The following is a 16,834-nucleotide window of genomic DNA, read 5'->3' as shown; positions in this document are numbered from 1 at the left end:
CCTAACAAACCGACAGCACGATATACTACTTCAGCGTGTGACGAGTGTGGCCCATTTCACTGTCGTGTCAACAACGAGCAGGCGGTCGCACCGGAACCACGTCGGGCCTGCGGCCCCCTTCGTTCAGGATTCGGCGGCCCGTTTGACGTCGCTCTGGACCAGCGTCAGCTTGCCGAGCGGCACGCCGGCCTTCAGCAGCCCCTCGCGATAATGGGCGATGTCCTCGGGCCGCTTCCAGTGGAAGTTGCGCAAGTGCCTGTCGACATTCAGCGTTGGATAATTTGCCATCAGCACGCGGGCAGCTTCGCTGGCCTCGTCGCTTCGCCCGAGCTGCGCCAACGCCGCGGCGCGGATCGCCAGCGCCTGCATGTGATTCGGGTTGATGTAGAGCTGCTCTCGCGCCCATGACAGCGTCGCGTCATATTGGCGCAGAAGGTAATGACTAAACGCGTTCAGCGCCGCCCATTGATAGCGCGGGTCGCTGTTGTCGCGTTGCGCGGCCATCGAGAACAGCTCGATCGCCTGGCGGTGCTCGCCGATCATGAAATGGCAGATGCCGAGCACGCCGCGCGCGCCATTGTCGTAAGGGTTGAGCGCGACTGCGCGCTTGGCGGCGTCCATTGCTGCCTCGTGATGACCCTCCAACGCGTGCGCCCAGGTCAGGATCGAGAACGCAAAGGAGGAGCGCGGATCGAGCCGGACGCTGGTTTCGGCGAGGCTCATCGCCTCGGCCCACATCTCGCGCGTGCCCTTGACCCAGCCGAACTGAATGCTCTGGATCTGGATCGTGGCGAGATAGGCATGCGCGATCGACAGCTTGGGATCGAGCCCGATGGCCTCGCGGAACAGCTCGACAGCGGTGGCCAGATCTTCCTTGGTCTGCCGGTAGTAATGCGACAGCCCCTTGAGGAAGCGGTCCCAGGCGGTGACGTCGGTCGAGAGCCGCGCCGGCGCCGAGGCCTCGGCACGGACGATCTCGGTGGCGATGGCGGCGGACAAGTTGGTGGTGATCTCGTCCTGCATCGCGAACAAATCGCCGATGTCGCGGTCGTAGCGGCCGGTCCAGAGCTGCTCGCCGGTCTCCGGCGCGATCAGCTCAGCGGTGACGCGGATCTTGGCGCCGGCGCGCCGCACCGAGCCCTGGATCAGATAGGAGGCGTCGATCTCGCGCGCGATCAGCCGGGTGCCCACGTTCTTGCCCTTGAAGGCGAAGGTCGAGTTGCGGCTCAGCACCCGGTAGAAGGATTGCAGCGACAGCGCGTGGATCAGGTCCTCGGTGAGGCCGTCGGAGAAATATTCGTCCTGGGCGTCGCTGAGATTGGCAAAGGGCAGCACGCCGACGATGGCCGTTCGGTACTGCTGCGACAGCGCCGAGGCCTCACGGAGCTCGGGGGCAAGCGCCGGCGCCCCTTCGGGCGTCCAGGTAAAGACCCCGATCGCATCCTTGATGTTCTTGAAGCGATGGTTGCCGGCATCGGTCAGCGGCACCGAGAGATGCTTGCTCGCCTCCCGGTAGGCCTTGGCCGACATCGCGAAGCCGCCGGGGCTCGCCACCGATTCCAGGCGGACGGCGATGTTGACATCGTCGCCGAAGACCTCGTCCTCGTCGGCGATGACGTCGCCCATGTGGATGCCGAGCCGGAACTGCATGGCGCGGTCGGCTGGCAGATGGCGGTTGCGTTCGGCCATCAGCGTCTGCATCGCGATCGCCGCCTCGGCGGCGCCGACGATCGAGGCGAATTCCAGCAGGAAGCCGTCGCCGGTGTTCTTCACGACGCGGCCGCCGTGATTGAGGATGATGGGATGGATCGCGGCGCGATGGGCCTTGAAGGCGGCATGGGTGCCGGCCTCGTCGCTGCCCATCATGCGCGAATAGCCGGCGACATCGGCGCAGACGATGGCGGCCAGACGTCTTTCCATATCCTCAAAGCTCCAAGGGATCAGATGACCGGCCACAGCGTGGCGGTTGCCGCGAATCCCGCATTTCAAGAACCCCACCTTTATAGAGCAGATGCGCCGCAGCGGAAGCATGATCCGCATTGCAAATTCGAGGTAAATCCTGCGCAATCCCGGCGGTGGACGGGAACGGGCGAACCGACTAAGCGGAACCAGGACCGTCAGGACGGCAGCGGAGGACCTTCATGCTGGGCATTCACGAGATCGGGCTTTTCATCCTCTCGGGCGTGGTGCTCAACATCACGCCGGGGCCGGATTCGGTCTATGTGATCGGCCGCAGCATGCAGATGGGCTGGCGGGGCGGCGCCGCTGCCGCCCTGGGCATCAGTTGCGGCTGCTTCGTCCATGTCGCGGGCGCGGCGATCGGGCTTTCGGCTCTGCTGATGGCCTCGTCCACGGCCTTTTCGATCCTGAAGCTGGTCGGCGCAGCCTATCTGGTCGTGACCGGTCTCCAGATGCTGTGGTCGCGCCCGGCGCTGGCTGCAAGCATCGACGAGCCGGCGCGGAGCTCATTGCAGCGGGTCTTCCTCCAGGGTGTCTTCACCAACGCGCTCAATCCCAAGGTCGCGCTGTTCTTCCTCGCCTTTCTGCCGCAATTCGTCGCAGCCGATGCCCCGCACAAGCCGCTCGCCTTCCTGACGCTCGGCCTGATCTTCATCTTTACGGGGACACTGTGGTGCCTGGTGCTGGCGGCGTTCGCCGCCAGAGCCGCCTACCGGCTGCGCAAGTCCGAGGGCGCGATCGCCTGGGTCAACCGCGCGCTCGGCGGCCTCTTCATCTATCTCGGCATCCGCGTCGCCATGCTGGAGACACGGTAGCTCCTTCTAGTGAATGAGAAGCGGTCCGATCGAGGCTGCGCTCGGGAGGTTTCGATGATCCGTGGAAGCTGTCTGTGTGGCGCCGTGCGGTTCGAGATCGAGAAGGTGCGCGCGCTGACGCACTGCCATTGCGTCAATTGCCGCAAGCTGAGCGGCGCGGCCTTCGCCACCTACGCGCATGTCGATGCCGACAGATTTCGCTTCGTGGCGAGCGAGGACATGACGGCATCTTACGAATCCTCGCCGGGCAGTATCCGCTATCGTTGCAGGACCTGCGGCTGCCCGACGCCGGGCAAGGCGAGCTATCTCCCGACCGTCAGCATTCCCGCTGGCCTGCTCGATGACGACCCGGAAGTCCGGCCTCGCCTCCACGTTTTCACCTCGTCGCGCGCGTCGTGGTGGACAATCCAGGACGACCTGCCCCAGCACGAAAAATGGGTGCCGGGCTACGGGCCGAAATCGTAAGGCGCTTAAGCGAATTCTTTCGCCAGCGCGCTGCCGGCGAGGTAAAGGCCGAGCAGGATCATCGCGATCAGGAACCAGCGGCGAAACGCCTCCGCCGGCATCCGCGCCCGCACCGATTGGCCGATGAACATGCCGGCAAAGGCCATGGCGAGTCCGATCGCGCCCGGCACGGCATTGGCCGGCGTCAGCAATCCGACCGCGGTCAGGTTGAAGGCGAGCGCCAGCGTCGCGGTGGTGAAAAACACCCCGAGTGCCTGCACCAGCTCGTCCTTCTCCATGCCGATCGCCTGCATGAACGGCATCGACGGGATCACCTGCACGCCGGTCGAGGCCGAGATCACGCCGGTGATGACGCCGACCACGCCGCCGACCCATTTCTCGTTCTCGGGCGCGACGCGGAACTGGAACTTGTTCAGGCCGATCACGGCGTAGACGACCAGCAGGGCGCCGAGCACGATCGTGCCGTAGCGCGCATGCGGCCCGGTCAGCGCGCCGGCATTGAGCCAGCAGCCGACCACGGTGCCGATCATCAGCGGCCACAGCCGCTTCAGGATGTCGCGCAGATGAGGGCCGACGAAGGTCTGCCAGATGTTGGTGACGATGGCCGGCACGATCACGATCGCGATGGCGCGGCTCGGCGCCATGCTCACCGCAAGCAGCCCCATCGACACCGTCGGCAGGCCGAGCCCGACCACGCCCTTGACGAATCCGGCGAGCAGGAACACGGCGGCGATGAGGATGAGCAGCGGGTCGATCATGCCAGCACATTGACCGAAGCCGCGCCGGCGCACAATCTGGAGGTTACGGAGAGAGCCTTCGGCCTCAACGAAGGCTCAGGGAGCTCAGGGAGACATCGCATGCGCTTCGACCTGGTCGATCTCCAGCTCTTCATCGCGGTCGCCGACCAGCGAAGCATCACCCGCGGCGCGGAGCGCTCACATCTCGCCCTGGCCTCGGCCAGCGCGCGTATCAAGGGGCTCGAGGATGCGCTCGGCGTCGCGCTGCTCAAGCGCGGGCGCCGCGGCGTCGAGTTGACCGCGGCCGGCGAGAGCCTGCTCGATCATGCCAGGCTCGTGATCCACCAGATCGACGCCATGCGCGGCGATCTCGCCGGCTTTGCCAGCGGCGTGCGCGCCAGCGTGCATTTTCTCGCCAACACGTCGGGCCTGTCGGAGCATCTGCCGAAAGCGCTCGCCGGTTTCCTGCGCCAGCATCGCGACGTCGCCGTCGACATCGAGGAGCGCGAGAGCACCGATATCGCGGCGGCGATCACCGCAGGCGCCGCCGATCTCGGCTTCGCCGCCGAGCACGCGCTGCCCGAGCATATCGAACGCTTTCCCTTTAGCGAGGATCGCCTGACGCTGGTGACGTCGAAACGCGGCCCGTTCGCCGGCCGCCGCCAGATCGACTTTCAGGAGGCGGGGGCTTGCGACTTCGTCGGCCTCACCAGCGCCACCGCGCTTCAGATGCACATCTCGAAGCACGCTGCGCGGCTCGGCATGCGGCCGCATTTCCGCGCGCGCCTGCGCGACTTCGACGCGATCTGCCAGATGGTCGCGGCCGATGTCGGCGTGGCGCTGGTGCCCGAAGCCGCCGCCCGCCGCTGTGCCAGGACCATGCCGCTCGCCATGGTCCGCCTGCGCGATGCCTTCGCCAACCGCCGCCTCGTGATCTGCGCGCGCAGCTTCAAGGCGCTGCCGAAGCCGGCCAAGCTGCTGGTGGAGCATTTGCGAGCCGAGGCGGTGTGAGGAGCTGTTACCCTCCCCTGGAGGGTCAATCGCAATTGAATTTTGCAGAGGTCGTCATGCCCGGGCTTGCCCCGGGCATCCACGTTCTTTGTGCCGCGTGGAAAGGCGTGGATGGCCGGGACAAGCCCGGCCATGACGCTGCCATAGCGGCATCTCATATGCGATAGCCTTGGCCCTCCAGGGGAGGGTAAGACACCTACTTCGCCATCTCCGCTCCCGCGTCGGTGATGCAAGCCCTCCGCCCGCGCGCTACTGGTTCAAAAGCTTCAACGCTGCCTCGTGCACCCGCGCGTCGCCAGCGGCGATGATGCGGCCGCCGCCCTGGGCCGGCTTGCCTTCCCAGGTGGTGACGACGCCGCCGGCGCCGGTCACGATCGGGATCAGTGCCGCGATGTCATAGGGCTTCAGCTCGGTCTCGACCACGAGGTCGACGTGGCCCGCGGCAAGCATGCAATAGGAGTAGCAGTCGCCGCCATAGCGCGACAGCCGCGCGCTCTTCTCGATGTGGCCGAAGATGGCGCGGTCGCGCTCGTTCATCAGCAGCGGGCTGGTGGTGTAGGTCGTGGCCTCCGACAGCGAAGCGCAGCGGCGGACCTGGAGCCGGCGCTCGCCCGACGGCCCTTTATAATTGGCCGAACCGTTGTCGCCGGAAAAGCGCTCGCCGATGAAGGGCTGGTGCATCATGCCGAACACCGGCGTGCCCTTGTGCAACAGCGCGATCAGCGTGCCCCAGATCGGAAAGCCGCCGATGAAGGATTTGGTGCCGTCGATGGGGTCGAGCACCCAGACATAGTCGGCGTCCTCGCGCTCGTTGCCGAATTCCTCGCCGACGATGCCGTGCTGGGGGAAGTTGGCCTTGATCAGCCGCCGCATCACCGCCTCCGCGGCGCGGTCGGCCTCCGTCACCGGGTCGAAATCCTTGGTCTTGCTCTTGTCGTCGATCGACAGCGAGGTGCGGAAGAACGGCAGGATGGTTTCGCCGGAGGCGGTGGCGAGCCGACCGATGAAGGCGGAGAAGTCGATCACCGTCACAGGCGAAATCCTCGAAGCGAAGTTGGAGAGCTTGCCTCCTGCCTAGCTCAATTCGCCTGCCGCGTGCAGCGCTGTCTTGATGTTGCTCCCTGGTATTTTGGATGCCGGGGCGGGCTGCCCCATTCCAGTCATCTGCTGGCCAAATATCGATCATGGAGTTGAAATCTTAGTTCCGACCTTGCCTTGTTCGTATGCAAATGACTATCAACCCATTGAATTCCCTTATCAAAGAAACTGAATCTGGGTTTCCATAGAAGCAACTGAGCCATGTGCGATTTGCATGGGAAACCGCGCAAAAGCCCTTGCACTTTGTGCGGCGCGGTCGCATATTGTTGCGGTGCGGTAGCGCCTCGCGTTACCGCTGCCCTCCTTGGGCGTTTCCTCCCTAGACTTGGGCCGCTTGCGTCATTCGCGAGCGGCCCTTTTTTCTGAGCCACGCCGTTTTCATTTCGGGCGCGCAAGCTTGCGAAGCGAAAACGCAGTCGCGCGCAAGGCCTCGTCGTTTCAGAGAAGAAGCTGCGTCCTATTCCGCCGCGGCCTGGAATGGGCCGAGATCGGCGAACGGAATCGTGGTCGCCAGCACGTCGGCGAGAACGCCGAAGTCGGAGGCCACTTGCGCAAAGCGAGCGCTGCGCTCGCGCCGCCGCTCGTCCATGTAGATCGCGCGGTTGAGCTCGAGCTGCACGGCGTGCAGGCCGCTCGCGGGATTGCCGTAATGCTCGGTGATGAAGCCGCCGGCATAGGGCTTGTTGCGGCCGATCGAATAGCCGAGCCCGCTCATGGTCTCCTCGACGCGATCGGGCAAGAGCGGCGTGCAGCTGGTGCCGTAGCGATCGCCGATCACGACGTCGGGCCGGCGCGGCTCGTCCCTGCTGACGCCGACCGACGGCATCGAGTGGCAGTCGACCAGCACCACCGTGCCGAACATCTGGTGCACCTTGTTGATCAGCCGGCGAAGCGCGCGATGGTAGGGCTTGTACAGCGTCTCGATCCGCCCCAGCGCATCGTCGACTAGGAGGCGGTCGCGGTAGATCTCTTGGCCGTCGCCGACCACGCGGGGAATGGTGCCGAGGCCGCCGGCGACCCGCATCGAGCGGGTGTTGGCGAAGCTCGGCAGCCGGCCGGTGAACATGCGCGGGTCGAGCTCATAGGGCTCGCGGTTGACGTCGACATAGGAGCGGGGAAAGTTGACCCGCACCGTCGGAAACCCGCGCGCGCTCAGATGGCCGATCAGCTCATCCATGAACGAATCTTCCGACCGTCGCAGCGTGGGCAGGTCGATCCGCGACGCCGCCAGGAATTCTTCAGGATAGGTCGAGCCGGAATGCGGCGAGTTGAAGATGACGGGCGCGCGCCATTCGGCAGGCTCGAAGATCTCGAAGGCTGGCGACATGTCGCCGTCAAAGCGGGTCATCTTCTCAGGCTTCGTCCCTTCGTGCCGCACGATCCGGACAAGCTCCGGGTCCAATGATTCGGCCGATCTCGCGGCTCTTATGTGTCGTCATTGTCCGGAATCGCAACCATTCTGCCAAGCGAAAAGATGTCATGGCCCCTTGGAACACGTCTTAACCGTGCAGGCATCGGGATGGGGACGCGCCGGTCCGGCTCGATTGATCTGGACCTCGTTCCGGTCCACAAAGAGCCGGCAGCGGGGCCGGCGCAGGGTTAAGATTTTCACCCCAAATTTACCCTCTGTCGGGCTTAGTGACCTCTGCTGATATCCTCTGGGGATTCGACGTTTCCTGCCATGCCAAAGATCCTGCTCGCCGAAGACGACAACGACATGCGCCGTTTCCTGGTCAAGGCGCTGGAAAACGCCGGTTTTCAGGTCTCGTCCCACGACAACGGCATGGCCGCCTATCAGCGGCTGCGGGAAGAGCCGTTCGAGATGCTGTTGACCGACATCGTCATGCCGGAAATGGACGGCATCGAGCTCGCCCGCCGAGCCTCGGAACTCGACCCCGACATCAAGATCATGTTCATCACTGGCTTTGCCGCGGTCGCCCTGAACTCGGATTCGGACGCCCCCAAGAACGCCAAGGTGCTGTCCAAGCCGGTGCATCTGCGCGAATTGGTCAGCGAAGTGAACAAGATGCTGGCGGCCTGAATCGGCCCCCTTCCGTCCTTGCGCCGGCTCCCCTGAGCCGTTATAGGGACCCCACCCGATACAAGTGGACTTTAGGGCACGTAGCTCAGCGGGAGAGCACTACCTTGACATGGTAGGGGTCACAGGTTCGATCCCTGTCGTGCCCACCACGCTTCGCCTTCGGCTTCGCGTGGCACAGCCTGGAAGATTGCGGCGAAGCGTGTCCGGCGCAGCTCGAAGAGCGAAGACGGACTGGTGCGGCTTGCTCGAAAGCTTCTAGCCCGTTGCAGCGACGCGCAATCCGGCCGCAGTTTCCCGGCCGCTGTCCCGGATGACCCTGCACTCTATCCGGGCTACAATGACATCTCCGACACGAGGCCGCCCATGACCGTGTCCGTCATCGAGCAAGCGAAGATCCAGGCGCAGGTGCTGGTGCCGCTGATCAAGACGTTGCAGGCCGAGCTCGGCGAGGCGCGCGCCAATGCGCTGGTGCGCAAGGCGCTCGGCGATCTCTATCGCGGCTTCGGCGAGGCATTCTGGAAAACCAAGAACGAGAGCAATCTCGGCAAGGCCGTGTCGTCGGCCTTCCGCACCTATGCCCGCGACGATGCGCTCGCCTATGACGTGATCGAACAGACGGCGGACGCCTTCGCGTTCGACGTGACGCGCTGCGCCTATGCCGAGTTCTACAAGGCCCTGGGCGAGCCCGAACTCGGCTTCCTGCTGATCTGCACCGCGGACTTTGCGACCGCGGAGGGGTTCGGTCCCGACGTCAGGCTCACGCGCACGCAGACCATCATGCAGGGCGCCTCTCATTGCGATTTCCGCTACCGCCGGGATGGAGGCGGATCACAGTGAGAGGAGCGATGCGGACGATCTGTCTCGCCATGGCGATGCTGGCGCTGATGGCGCCGCGCGCCGACGCCGCGATCGTCGACTGGCAAGCCGAGCTCCAGCGCTGCCGCAGCTTGCGCCAGAACGTGGCGCCGCTGCTTCAGGCCGGCGAGGGGATCTCCGCCGTCGGCCGCTCCAGCAGGTCCGTCCGCCGCTGCATCTGGATCCAGCGGATGGCGGTGCGGAAGAAAATTCCCGGCGCGGAGGTGTGGTAGCCTGACCGAGCTCATGGTCCCGGCGTGACGAAGGCCGAGATGATCGTGCCGTCGTTGCCGAGCGCGATGTGCCAGTGCGAGGCTGCGCCACCCTGATGCCAGACGGAATAGACGTCCTGTCCTTGTGCGTTCACACCGAGGAATTCGATCGAGGTGATCGGACCCATTTCGGCAAGGCCCGGCTGCAGGCGCGGCAATTGCTTGCGTGTCGCCTCGGCCAAGTCGGCGCTCATCTCGCCGTAATTGGGCTGGCCCGATGCGACGCTCTCGATCAGACGGCGAAGCGCGGCCGCGGTCCCGGGATTGGCGGACCGGCTGCTCATACGAGACTCGATCGCGCGTTGGAGCTCTTGCGCCGTGCTCGTGTCGATGCGTGGCATGGTGTGATCGTTGCCGTGCTGGCGCAGGATCACGGCGGTAGGCACCCCATCCGGCCCGAGGGTAAACCGTAGCTCGACATCGATCTCCCGCGCGGCGAATTCCGTTTCGCCCACCGCGTAATATTGCGCCGAGCTTTGACCGCTCAGCCGTCCGGACAGATGATCCTGTTCACGCGTCACGGTGAAGACGGCGCTATGGAATTGGTATGTTCCGGCATAACGATCCAGCACCGCCTGCGGCAACTGAGTTTCTTTGGCTCTCGAGCGGAGCTGATCCGCAGCATCGGTCTTGGTGCTTTCCTCGTTGCTGCGGCCCGAGCCGGCCTGCTCCGCAGAACGGATTCGGGCCGCCAGGACATTCCAATCGGCCAGCCCGAATAACCTCGCGACGAGCTCGAGGCTCTCGCTGACGGTGAGGGAGACCGATCGGGCGTTGAGGGATTCTCGGAGCGTCTGCGCCATGGCTTTGGCGTCGCGGAAATCGCGCATACTCTGTTCCTTTGCAACATGAACGGAGAATGTCAGGGCTTGCGTTACTGACCCGTTCGCGTGAGCAAAGGAAGCGGGCGGCGGTCCGATACACTTCACCATACCCCGAAGGGCGCAAGCGGCCGGCGGTATCAACCTTTCGAAATTTGCTTGAGAGCGCCATGCTTGTCAACTGACGTCGTCGGCGTCTCGACATGGATCACGCATCACTCTTCCGTTGATGCACGACGCGCAGGCTGCAGCAGCAAGTCCTTCAGTCCGGTCGGATAGAGCTTCGGCCCGCCGTCCAGGTCGAGATCGGCAAGGTCGAACCACCGCGCGACGATCTGCTCTCCATTGTCCTCGCGGAAGTCGATGCGCTCCCGGCCGGCGAATGCGCCATCCGGAAACGCGACCTCCGCGATGTACATCACCTCGTGCCCGGTCGATCCCTCGTGCACAAAGATGTTCTCCAGCATCAAGGGCTCACCCACGATGCCGACGTCGATGCCGAGCTCTTCGTTGAATTCCCGCACCAAGGCCGCGCGCCAGCTCTCGCCGAACTCGATCTCGCCGCCGAGCGGGCGCACCCCCTTGATCCGCCCCGCATCGTCGCGCACCTCGGCCGCCAGCAGCCGCCCGCCGCGCCAATGCAGGCCGATAGCGACGACGCGGATACCGGGATGTGGGCGCCAAGTGGTCATGGCGGATCGTTAATCCGTGTCGCATGCTTTCGCAACGAGGGACGAGATCGTGTGCTTGCGATGGCGAGATGAGAGACCCGTCACTCCACCAGATACTTCTTCACCGCCGCTTCGTCCCACGCGATCCCGTTGCCCGGCTCCTCGCTCGGCAGCGCAAAGCCGTCCTTGATCTGCAGCCGCGTTGCCAGCACCGCGTCGGCCCAGTCGACATATTCCAGCCAATGCGCGGTCGGCGTCACGCAGAGCAGATGCGCGCTGACTTCAGAGAACAGGTGCGACGACATCTCGATGCCGGCAGCATGGGCAAGCGAAGCGGCGCGGAGCCAGCCGGTGACGCCTCCAATGCGCTGGACATCAGGCATCACGTAGTCGCAGGCCTCTGCCGAGAGCGCGGCTTGCATGGAAAACGCGCTGTCAAAATTCTCGCCGATCTGGACCGGCGTCTGCAGCGCGTCGGCAATGCGGGCGCAACCGGCATGATCGTCGTGGCGGATCGGCTCCTCGATCCAGCTGAGGCCCTCGTCGTCGAGCATCTCACCGCGGCGGATCGCTTCGGTGACCGTCAGCGCCTGGTTGTAGTCGCACATCAGCGTGACCTCGTCGCCGACGGCCTTGCGCACCGCGCGCACGACGGCGAGATCCTCCCGCGCATCGCGTCGGCCGACGCGGATCTTTGCGGCGTGAAACCCCTCGGCCAGCAGCTTGTGGGCTTCCTCCACCGCGGCGCCTGCCGGCATGATGCCGAGCCCCTTCGAGTTGTAGGCGCGCACTGGCTTCGGCGTGCCGCCGAGCAGGCGGGCGAGCGGCAGGCCGCGCGAGCGCGCCAGCGCGTCCCATGCCGCCATGTCGATGCCGGATTGCGCCAGCCGCTGCAGGCCGGCGAGGCCCAGCAGCGTGAAGCGCTGGCTCAGCTTGCGCTCGATCTCGAACGGCAGCAGCTCGTCGCCGGCGACGAGGTCCGACATTTCCGTGACCATCGCCGCCAGCGGCTTCAAGGCCGAGGGCGTGAGCGAGAACAGATAGGAATGACCCACCGCGCCGTGGTCGGTCTCGCAGTCGATCAGCACCAGCGGTGCCTTGGCGACCGCCCCGGTCGCGGTCTGGAGCGGCAGGTTCATCGGCACGATCACGGGACGTGCCTGGAAGCGCTTGATGCGGACGGTCTCGGTCATGGCTCTCTCCCGGCGGAGCGGATGCAGGTCGGCGCCGATCTTAAGCATCCGTGATCAAACGAAAAGGCGCTTGCTGCGACCACCATAAAATGGGGTTGCGCCGGCCGGCAATTCTTGGCTCTGTGCCGCCGCATGCATTGTCTCGGATTCCGGAAGGATTTGCGACAAAATCGCACAGAACGGAGCCACAGGGTGAAACAAGAGATCTCCGAACAACAGCGCAAGAGTGGCATTCTCACCGGCGCCGTGATCGTCTTCCTCCTGCTCGCCCTGCCGGTCGCGGTGTGGCTGGACCTGACCGAGCTCAGCAAGACGGCGCTGCGCCGGCAGGCGATCGATCTCAACTCGGTGATCACGAGCGTGCGCAGCTACTACGCCTCCAACGTGGTCGGGCGCGTGCTCGCCAACCCCAACGGCAGCACCAAGGTCGTGCACAATTACGAATCGGTGCCCGGCGCGATCCCGATCCCCGCGACGCTGTCGCTGGAGCTCGGCCGGGTGATCGGCGCCCAGCAGGAGAACATCACCTATCGCTTCGTCTCGGACTTCCCGTTCCAGAACCGCGCTCCGCACCAGCTCGACAAGTTCGAGAAGGACGCGCTCGATGCGCTGCGCCGGGATCCCGAGCAGAAGATCGTGGAGACCGAAACCTCGCTGTTCAACGACAAGGTCCGCCTGGTTGCGCCCGTCACGATGGGGCCGGCTTGCGTCAGCTGCCACAACAGCCACCCCGAAAGCCCGAAGAAGGACTGGAAGGTCGGCGACGTCCGCGGCATCCAGGAGGTGATCATCGCCCAGCCGATCGCCGCCAACATTTTCTCGTTCAAGTTCCTGCTGGCCTATTTCGTGATCGCCGCCGGGAGCGGACTGGCGTTCCTGTCATTGCAGCGCCGTCAGGCGCGCCGCATCAAGAACATGAACAAGGAGCTCGAATCCGCCAACGACTTCCTGGCCTCGCTGTCGATGAAGATCTCGCGCTACATCCCGCCGCAGGTCTACAAGAGCATCTTCTCGGGCCAGAAGGACGTCACCATCCACACCGAGCGCAAGAAGCTCACCATCTTCTTTTCCGACATCCAGAATTTCACGGCGACCGCGGAACGGCTCCAGCCGGAGCAGCTGACACAGTTGCTCAACGAATATTTCACGGAGATGTCGGCGATCGCCCACGAATATGGCGGCACCATCGACAAGTTCATCGGCGATGCCATGCTGATCTTCTTCGGCGACCCCGAGACCAGGGGCGACCGTGCCGATGCACAGGCCTGCCTGCAGATGGCCTGGCGCATGCAGCAACGCCTTGCCGAGCTGAACGCGAAATGGCGGGCGTCCGGCATCGAGCAGCCGTTCCGCTCGCGCATGGGCATCAACTCGGGCTATTGCAATGTCGGCAATTTCGGCAGCGCCGACCGCATGGACTACACCATCATCGGTGCGGAGGCGAACCTCGCTGCGCGCCTGCAATCGATCGCCGAGCCCGGCGGCATCGTGCTGAGCTACGAGACCTTCGCCCTCGTCAGCGACATCGTCCGCGCCCACGCGCTGCCGGCGATCACGATGAAGGGCATCAGCCGCGAGGTGATCCCCTATTCGGTGGATGCACTGAGCGACAAAGCTGCGGAGAACAGCGGCATCATCACCGAACGCGCGCCGGGGCTCGAGCTCTATCTCGACCCCGCCGTGGTGAAATCAGGCGACGCCGCACGCGTCCGCTCGCTGCTGGAGAACGCGCTGGCCTCGCTCAAGCCGGCGTGAGGGGAGGGTAAGTGACCTCACCTTGCCGCCCCTTCCGTGAACGCCGTCTCGATCACATCCCCAAATGGCTGCCACGACCGCCCGTCGAACTGCACCAGCCGCATCTGCCTGATCGGCAGGTAGCGGTTGGGCGAGGTGTTCATCCTGATGTTGGGCAATGCGACCGAAGGCTGATAGTCCCTGAGCGAGGCCGCCTGGCGCATGATGTTGTCGCGTGAAAAATCGTCGCCGCATTGCTTCAGCACCTGCGTCAGCGCCTCGGCCGCGGCGTAGCCATAGACGGCCGCACTGTTGTTGGTGCTTTCGACCCGATGGTATTTGTCCATGAAGGCGAACCAGTCCTTCATGCCGGGATCGTCCTTCCAGGCGGGATCGCTCGGATCCTTCAAAAAGGCCGCCGAAATCACGCCGGCAGAGTTTTCCAGCCCCGCGGGCGCCATCGCGTTGGCGATCGAGGCGGAGGCATCGTTGACGATGAAGACGGGACGCCAATTCAGGGACGCTGCCAGCTTGATCACCTTGGATGCGGTCGAGGGCACGCCGAGGAAGACGAAGATGTCGGCGCCGGCGCGCTTGAGGATCGAGACGTGCCCGTCGAGATGCTCGTCGGCAAGGTCGAAGGCGATGTCGACCAGGACGTGACGGTTGAGATCGCCGAGGCCCTCCTGGATGCCCTTGTAGAGCATGCGCCCGAACTGGTCGTTCTGCCAGAGCACGACGATCTTCTTCCTCGGGTAAGAGGCCTGGATGTAGTTGGCGTAGATGCGCCCTTCCGACCGGAACGACGGCTGCCAGCCCATGGTCCAGGGAAACGCGCTCGGCTGGCTCAGCTCCTCGTCGCCGGAGGCGACGAACAGTTGCGGGATCTTCTTCTCGTTCAGGTACGAGCGCGTGACGAGATTACCGGGCGTGCCGAACGAGCCGAACATCAGGTGCACGCCGTCCTTCTCGACCAGCTTGCGCGTCAGCTCCAGCGCGGTCGACGGATCGGAATTGTCGTCGCGGGTGATGAAGCGGATCTTGCGGCCATTGATGCCGCCGCGCGCGTTGACCATGTCGAAATAGGCCGCTTCCGCCTGGCCGATCGCGCCGAATTCCGAGAGCGGCCCCGAATACGGCATGACATTGCCGATGCGGATTTCCTCATCGCTTGCGGGTTGATCCGAGTGCTGCTGCCGCGACATCGCGCCCAGCGATGCGATGGCAATCACGGAAACGAACAGCATCCTGCCGATGACGCGCATGTTCGATGCCTTGTGGTTGGCCCCCAACGAGGTCGGCTCAATCCCCACCAAGGCCGCTTGATCTAGGTCAAGCGTTTGGCAATCGTGTGGCTGTCGCGCTTCGATGAAAGCGGCAGGCGTGCTGCCGCAACGCGTTACGGCAACCCTCGCGCTTCCAGCTGACGCACCAGCAGCAGCGTCGGCTCCGCGAGGCTGTCGCCGGAACCATCGAGGCCGAAGGCGTTCGCGATGCCGTCGCGGCTGCGCAGCAGCGTGCTGCGCGGGCAATGGCCGGCGCCGCACAGCGTCTTCTTCAGCGTCTCGCCTTGCGCCACGAGGTCGGCGGAATCATCCGCGGCCCAGGCCAGCACGATGGGCACGTCGACATTGAGGATGCCGGGGAATACCGAGCGCTTGTCGTACTGGGTGGCATCACCGCCGAGATAGGCCTTCTCGCTGTCGCTCGCGTCCTTGCCGACGCGGTAGATCCCGGACACCAGCACCACGCCCGCGACGTCGGCGCCGGCGGTCTGCAGCTCGGGATGCGCCAGCATGGTCGCGACGTGGAAGGCGCCGGCGCCGTAGCCGACCGCGACGATCTCGCGGGCATCGCCGTTGAAGAGGTCGATATTGCCATGAACCCAGGACAGCGCCGCGGCCACATCGGTCGCGCCGGCCGGCCAGGTCGCCGCGGGCGCCAGGCGATAATCGACGCGGACCCCGATCATGCCGTTGCGCGCGGCAAAGCACATCGCCTGGTCCTGGATCTGGCGCGACAGCTCCGGCGCTCCGCGGTCGCCGGTGAAGGTATCTCCCGTCACGAACAGCAGCACCGGCCGCGGCGTGTCGGCCTTGGTTGCGCTGGTCGCGACATCGAGCACATTGGCCTCGCTCTCGCCATAGCGCAGGCCGCGCGAGAAGGTGACCTGCTCGCAGAGTCGTGCGGTGCCGCCTGCGGTGGTGTCGGAATCGGTGAGGCCCGCCTGCACGAGACCCGAGGGCGGCCGAAGCCGGCCCGGCACGGGTCCGTGCGCGAAGGCCGTGGTCATGGTCAGAAACAGGAAAAATGTCAGATAATTCTTCATGGATGTGGCGGCCTTGCGGGGCTCCATATCGGCTCGCTGATCTGGCCCGTCTTTTCAATTCATCTCATTAGTCAGCCGGCCTTGAGGCGAATTCGCGGCACCTTGGATGCGCAGCCGCCGTTTATCCCGATCCGTCAGGCCGCTGTCCAGCGCCGCCGAGGCTCGCGCCGGAAACCGCCTCCTACTGTGCATGGGGTTGTTTTCGCAGTTTTGTTTTGGATGGTCCGTCAGGCCCGCTTCATCGTCCGGAAGGTGATGGAATAGCGCCGCGCCGCGACCGGCGGGATGCTGTGCTCCCATTGCGACCGCGCCTCGCCATCCATCATGTAGAGCGAGCGCGGCAGGGCGGTGAGCGTGTGGCGCTCCCAGGTCTCGCCCTTGCGGCGGCGGAAGCGGAAGTTGCACGGCGAGCCCAGTGACAGGCCGAGGACCTTGTCGAAATGCGGCTTGTCGCGATGCCAGCCGATGCCGACGCCGACCTCGTATTCGGTGCATAGCACCTGCCGGACGCTGCCCTCCGGCAGCCCGGCCCAGGCCTCGACCTGGCGCGCGACCGGCCGCACCCAGTCCGGGATCGGATCGGCCTCGGCGAGACGCTGCAGCGTGTAGTCATAGCGATAGCCGAACGACGCCACCCGGCGGTTGCCCTCGAACGCGCCGAACTGAAAGCGCTGGAGCGGCAATGCTGCGATGCGGCCGATCAGATCCTGCTCGGCGGCCCGATCGATAAAATCGTCCGTGTAGCGAAGTCCGGCCGGGCCTTCCTGCGGGTCGGCGAACAAACCTAGCTGCGTCATGCCTCGCATTTCCGTGATGGAACCTCTTTGCGGCTG

17 protein-coding genes and 1 tRNA gene are annotated in these 16,834 nt (G+C 64.9%); 8 read left to right on the top strand and 10 right to left on the bottom strand.

Annotated features, from left to right (window positions below):
* Positions 1-123: 123 nt before the first annotated feature.
* Complete coding sequence (locus I6F28_RS04535; protein WP_225139347.1) at positions 124-1,920, bottom strand: adenylate/guanylate cyclase domain-containing protein; 1,797 nt, start codon at positions 1,918-1,920, stop codon at positions 124-126.
* Positions 1,921-2,141: 221 nt separating this feature from the next.
* Between I6F28_RS04535 and I6F28_RS04530 the strand changes: the two genes are divergently transcribed.
* Both I6F28_RS04530 and I6F28_RS04525 read left to right on the top strand, forming a co-directional pair.
* Complete coding sequence (locus tag I6F28_RS04530) at positions 2,142-2,774, top strand: LysE family translocator (RefSeq protein ID WP_036021402.1); 633 nt, start codon at positions 2,142-2,144, stop codon at positions 2,772-2,774.
* A 54-nt stretch (positions 2,775-2,828) separates the two neighbouring features.
* Positions 2,829-3,239 carry a GFA family protein gene (locus I6F28_RS04525; protein ID WP_225139346.1) on the top strand — a complete coding sequence of 137 codons (411 nt, stop codon included), beginning with the start codon at positions 2,829-2,831 and terminating at the stop codon, positions 3,237-3,239.
* Between the two features lie 5 nt (positions 3,240-3,244).
* Here I6F28_RS04525 and I6F28_RS04520 read toward each other — a convergent pair whose 3' ends face one another.
* Positions 3,245-3,997, bottom strand: a complete 753-nt coding sequence (locus I6F28_RS04520; RefSeq protein WP_225126468.1) for a sulfite exporter TauE/SafE family protein — start codon at positions 3,995-3,997, stop codon at positions 3,245-3,247.
* A gap of 99 nt (positions 3,998-4,096) precedes the next feature.
* On the opposite strand from I6F28_RS04520, the gene I6F28_RS04515 reads away from it, so the two are divergent.
* Entirely contained in the window at positions 4,097-4,987 is an 891-nt protein-coding gene (locus tag I6F28_RS04515; RefSeq protein WP_036036666.1) for a LysR substrate-binding domain-containing protein, read from the top strand.
* Between the two features lie 249 nt (positions 4,988-5,236).
* Here I6F28_RS04515 and hisN read toward each other — a convergent pair whose 3' ends face one another.
* Both hisN and I6F28_RS04505 read right to left on the bottom strand, forming a co-directional pair.
* Entirely contained in the window at positions 5,237-6,019 is a 783-nt protein-coding gene (gene hisN, locus I6F28_RS04510) for a histidinol-phosphatase (RefSeq protein WP_035997821.1), read from the bottom strand.
* Positions 6,020-6,542: 523 nt separating this feature from the next.
* Positions 6,543-7,433, bottom strand: coding sequence for an N-formylglutamate amidohydrolase (locus I6F28_RS04505; protein WP_036021434.1), 891 nt, complete (start codon positions 7,431-7,433; stop codon positions 6,543-6,545).
* A gap of 333 nt (positions 7,434-7,766) precedes the next feature.
* On the opposite strand from I6F28_RS04505, the gene cpdR reads away from it, so the two are divergent.
* The 4 genes from cpdR to I6F28_RS04485 all read left to right on the top strand — a co-directional run bounded on the left by cpdR (position 7,767) and on the right by I6F28_RS04485 (position 9,214).
* Positions 7,767-8,126 carry a cell cycle two-component system response regulator CpdR gene (gene cpdR, locus I6F28_RS04500; RefSeq protein ID WP_007597092.1) on the top strand — a complete coding sequence of 120 codons (360 nt, stop codon included), beginning with the start codon at positions 7,767-7,769 and terminating at the stop codon, positions 8,124-8,126.
* Between the two features lie 74 nt (positions 8,127-8,200).
* A tRNA-Val gene (locus I6F28_RS04495) sits at positions 8,201-8,275 on the top strand.
* Between the two features lie 214 nt (positions 8,276-8,489).
* Positions 8,490-8,963, top strand: a complete 474-nt coding sequence (locus I6F28_RS04490) for an L-2-amino-thiazoline-4-carboxylic acid hydrolase (protein WP_225126464.1) — start codon at positions 8,490-8,492, stop codon at positions 8,961-8,963.
* An 8-nt stretch (positions 8,964-8,971) separates the two neighbouring features.
* Positions 8,972-9,214 (top strand): hypothetical protein, encoded by a 243-nt coding sequence (locus tag I6F28_RS04485; protein ID WP_035997826.1) that lies wholly within the window; start codon positions 8,972-8,974, stop codon positions 9,212-9,214.
* 11 nt (positions 9,215-9,225) lie between these two features.
* Here the strand turns inward: I6F28_RS04485 and I6F28_RS04480 are convergent, their stop codons facing one another.
* The 3 genes from I6F28_RS04480 to I6F28_RS04470 all read right to left on the bottom strand — a co-directional run bounded on the left by I6F28_RS04480 (position 9,226) and on the right by I6F28_RS04470 (position 11,938).
* Complete coding sequence (locus I6F28_RS04480; protein ID WP_225139345.1) at positions 9,226-10,083, bottom strand: glyoxalase superfamily protein; 858 nt, start codon at positions 10,081-10,083, stop codon at positions 9,226-9,228.
* Positions 10,084-10,289: 206 nt separating this feature from the next.
* On the bottom strand, positions 10,290-10,766 hold the full coding sequence (locus I6F28_RS04475; protein WP_035997832.1) for an NUDIX hydrolase: 477 nt from the start codon (positions 10,764-10,766) through the stop codon (positions 10,290-10,292).
* A gap of 80 nt (positions 10,767-10,846) precedes the next feature.
* Positions 10,847-11,938, bottom strand: coding sequence for an enolase C-terminal domain-like protein (locus I6F28_RS04470; protein ID WP_036021436.1), 1,092 nt, complete (start codon positions 11,936-11,938; stop codon positions 10,847-10,849).
* 192 nt (positions 11,939-12,130) lie between these two features.
* On the opposite strand from I6F28_RS04470, the gene I6F28_RS04465 reads away from it, so the two are divergent.
* Positions 12,131-13,693, top strand: coding sequence for an adenylate/guanylate cyclase domain-containing protein (locus I6F28_RS04465; RefSeq protein ID WP_225139344.1), 1,563 nt, complete (start codon positions 12,131-12,133; stop codon positions 13,691-13,693).
* Between the two features lie 17 nt (positions 13,694-13,710).
* Here the strand turns inward: I6F28_RS04465 and I6F28_RS04460 are convergent, their stop codons facing one another.
* The 3 genes from I6F28_RS04460 to I6F28_RS04450 all read right to left on the bottom strand — a co-directional run bounded on the left by I6F28_RS04460 (position 13,711) and on the right by I6F28_RS04450 (position 16,798).
* Positions 13,711-14,937: an ABC transporter substrate-binding protein gene (locus I6F28_RS04460; RefSeq protein ID WP_225139460.1), complete on the bottom strand. Its 1,227-nt coding sequence runs from the start codon at positions 14,935-14,937 to the stop codon at positions 13,711-13,713.
* Between the two features lie 134 nt (positions 14,938-15,071).
* Entirely contained in the window at positions 15,072-16,001 is a 930-nt protein-coding gene (locus tag I6F28_RS04455; RefSeq protein WP_225139343.1) for an alpha/beta hydrolase, read from the bottom strand.
* Positions 16,002-16,228: 227 nt separating this feature from the next.
* Complete coding sequence (locus tag I6F28_RS04450; RefSeq protein WP_225139342.1) at positions 16,229-16,798, bottom strand: alpha-ketoglutarate-dependent dioxygenase AlkB; 570 nt, start codon at positions 16,796-16,798, stop codon at positions 16,229-16,231.
* Between the last annotated feature and the right edge of the window lie 36 nt (positions 16,799-16,834).

Source organism: Bradyrhizobium sp. NBAIM14, from assembly GCF_020193895.1.
Lineage (GTDB): Bacteria > Pseudomonadota > Alphaproteobacteria > Rhizobiales > Xanthobacteraceae > Bradyrhizobium > Bradyrhizobium yuanmingense.
The sequence above is the reverse complement of the archived record's forward strand: the minus strand, read 5'-3'. Positions and strand labels throughout refer to the sequence as shown.

What these genes read in the sequence shown, in the direction of transcription:
- I6F28_RS04530 (WP_036021402.1), top strand. Translation starts at nt 2,142, where the DNA reads ATGCTGGGCATTCACGAGATCGGGCTTTTCATCCTCTCGGGCGTGGTG.
- I6F28_RS04535 (WP_225139347.1), bottom strand. Translation starts at nt 1,920, where the DNA reads ATGGAAAGACGTCTGGCCGCCATCGTCTGCGCCGATGTCGCCGGCTAT.
- I6F28_RS04520 (WP_225126468.1), bottom strand. Translation starts at nt 3,997, where the DNA reads ATGATCGACCCGCTGCTCATCCTCATCGCCGCCGTGTTCCTGCTCGCC.
- I6F28_RS04475 (WP_035997832.1), bottom strand. Translation starts at nt 10,766, where the DNA reads ATGACCACTTGGCGCCCACATCCCGGTATCCGCGTCGTCGCTATCGGC.
- I6F28_RS04480 (WP_225139345.1), bottom strand. Translation starts at nt 10,083, where the DNA reads ATGCGCGATTTCCGCGACGCCAAAGCCATGGCGCAGACGCTCCGAGAA.
- I6F28_RS04455 (WP_225139343.1), bottom strand. Translation starts at nt 16,001, where the DNA reads ATGAAGAATTATCTGACATTTTTCCTGTTTCTGACCATGACCACGGCC.
- I6F28_RS04470 (WP_036021436.1), bottom strand. Translation starts at nt 11,938, where the DNA reads ATGACCGAGACCGTCCGCATCAAGCGCTTCCAGGCACGTCCCGTGATC.
- I6F28_RS04505 (WP_036021434.1), bottom strand. Translation starts at nt 7,433, where the DNA reads ATGACCCGCTTTGACGGCGACATGTCGCCAGCCTTCGAGATCTTCGAG.
- I6F28_RS04525 (WP_225139346.1), top strand. Translation starts at nt 2,829, where the DNA reads ATGATCCGTGGAAGCTGTCTGTGTGGCGCCGTGCGGTTCGAGATCGAG.
- I6F28_RS04490 (WP_225126464.1), top strand. Translation starts at nt 8,490, where the DNA reads ATGACCGTGTCCGTCATCGAGCAAGCGAAGATCCAGGCGCAGGTGCTG.
- I6F28_RS04515 (WP_036036666.1), top strand. Translation starts at nt 4,097, where the DNA reads ATGCGCTTCGACCTGGTCGATCTCCAGCTCTTCATCGCGGTCGCCGAC.
- I6F28_RS04485 (WP_035997826.1), top strand. Translation starts at nt 8,972, where the DNA reads ATGCGGACGATCTGTCTCGCCATGGCGATGCTGGCGCTGATGGCGCCG.
- cpdR (WP_007597092.1), top strand. Translation starts at nt 7,767, where the DNA reads ATGCCAAAGATCCTGCTCGCCGAAGACGACAACGACATGCGCCGTTTC.
- I6F28_RS04450 (WP_225139342.1), bottom strand. Translation starts at nt 16,798, where the DNA reads ATGACGCAGCTAGGTTTGTTCGCCGACCCGCAGGAAGGCCCGGCCGGA.
- I6F28_RS04460 (WP_225139460.1), bottom strand. Translation starts at nt 14,937, where the DNA reads ATGCGCGTCATCGGCAGGATGCTGTTCGTTTCCGTGATTGCCATCGCA.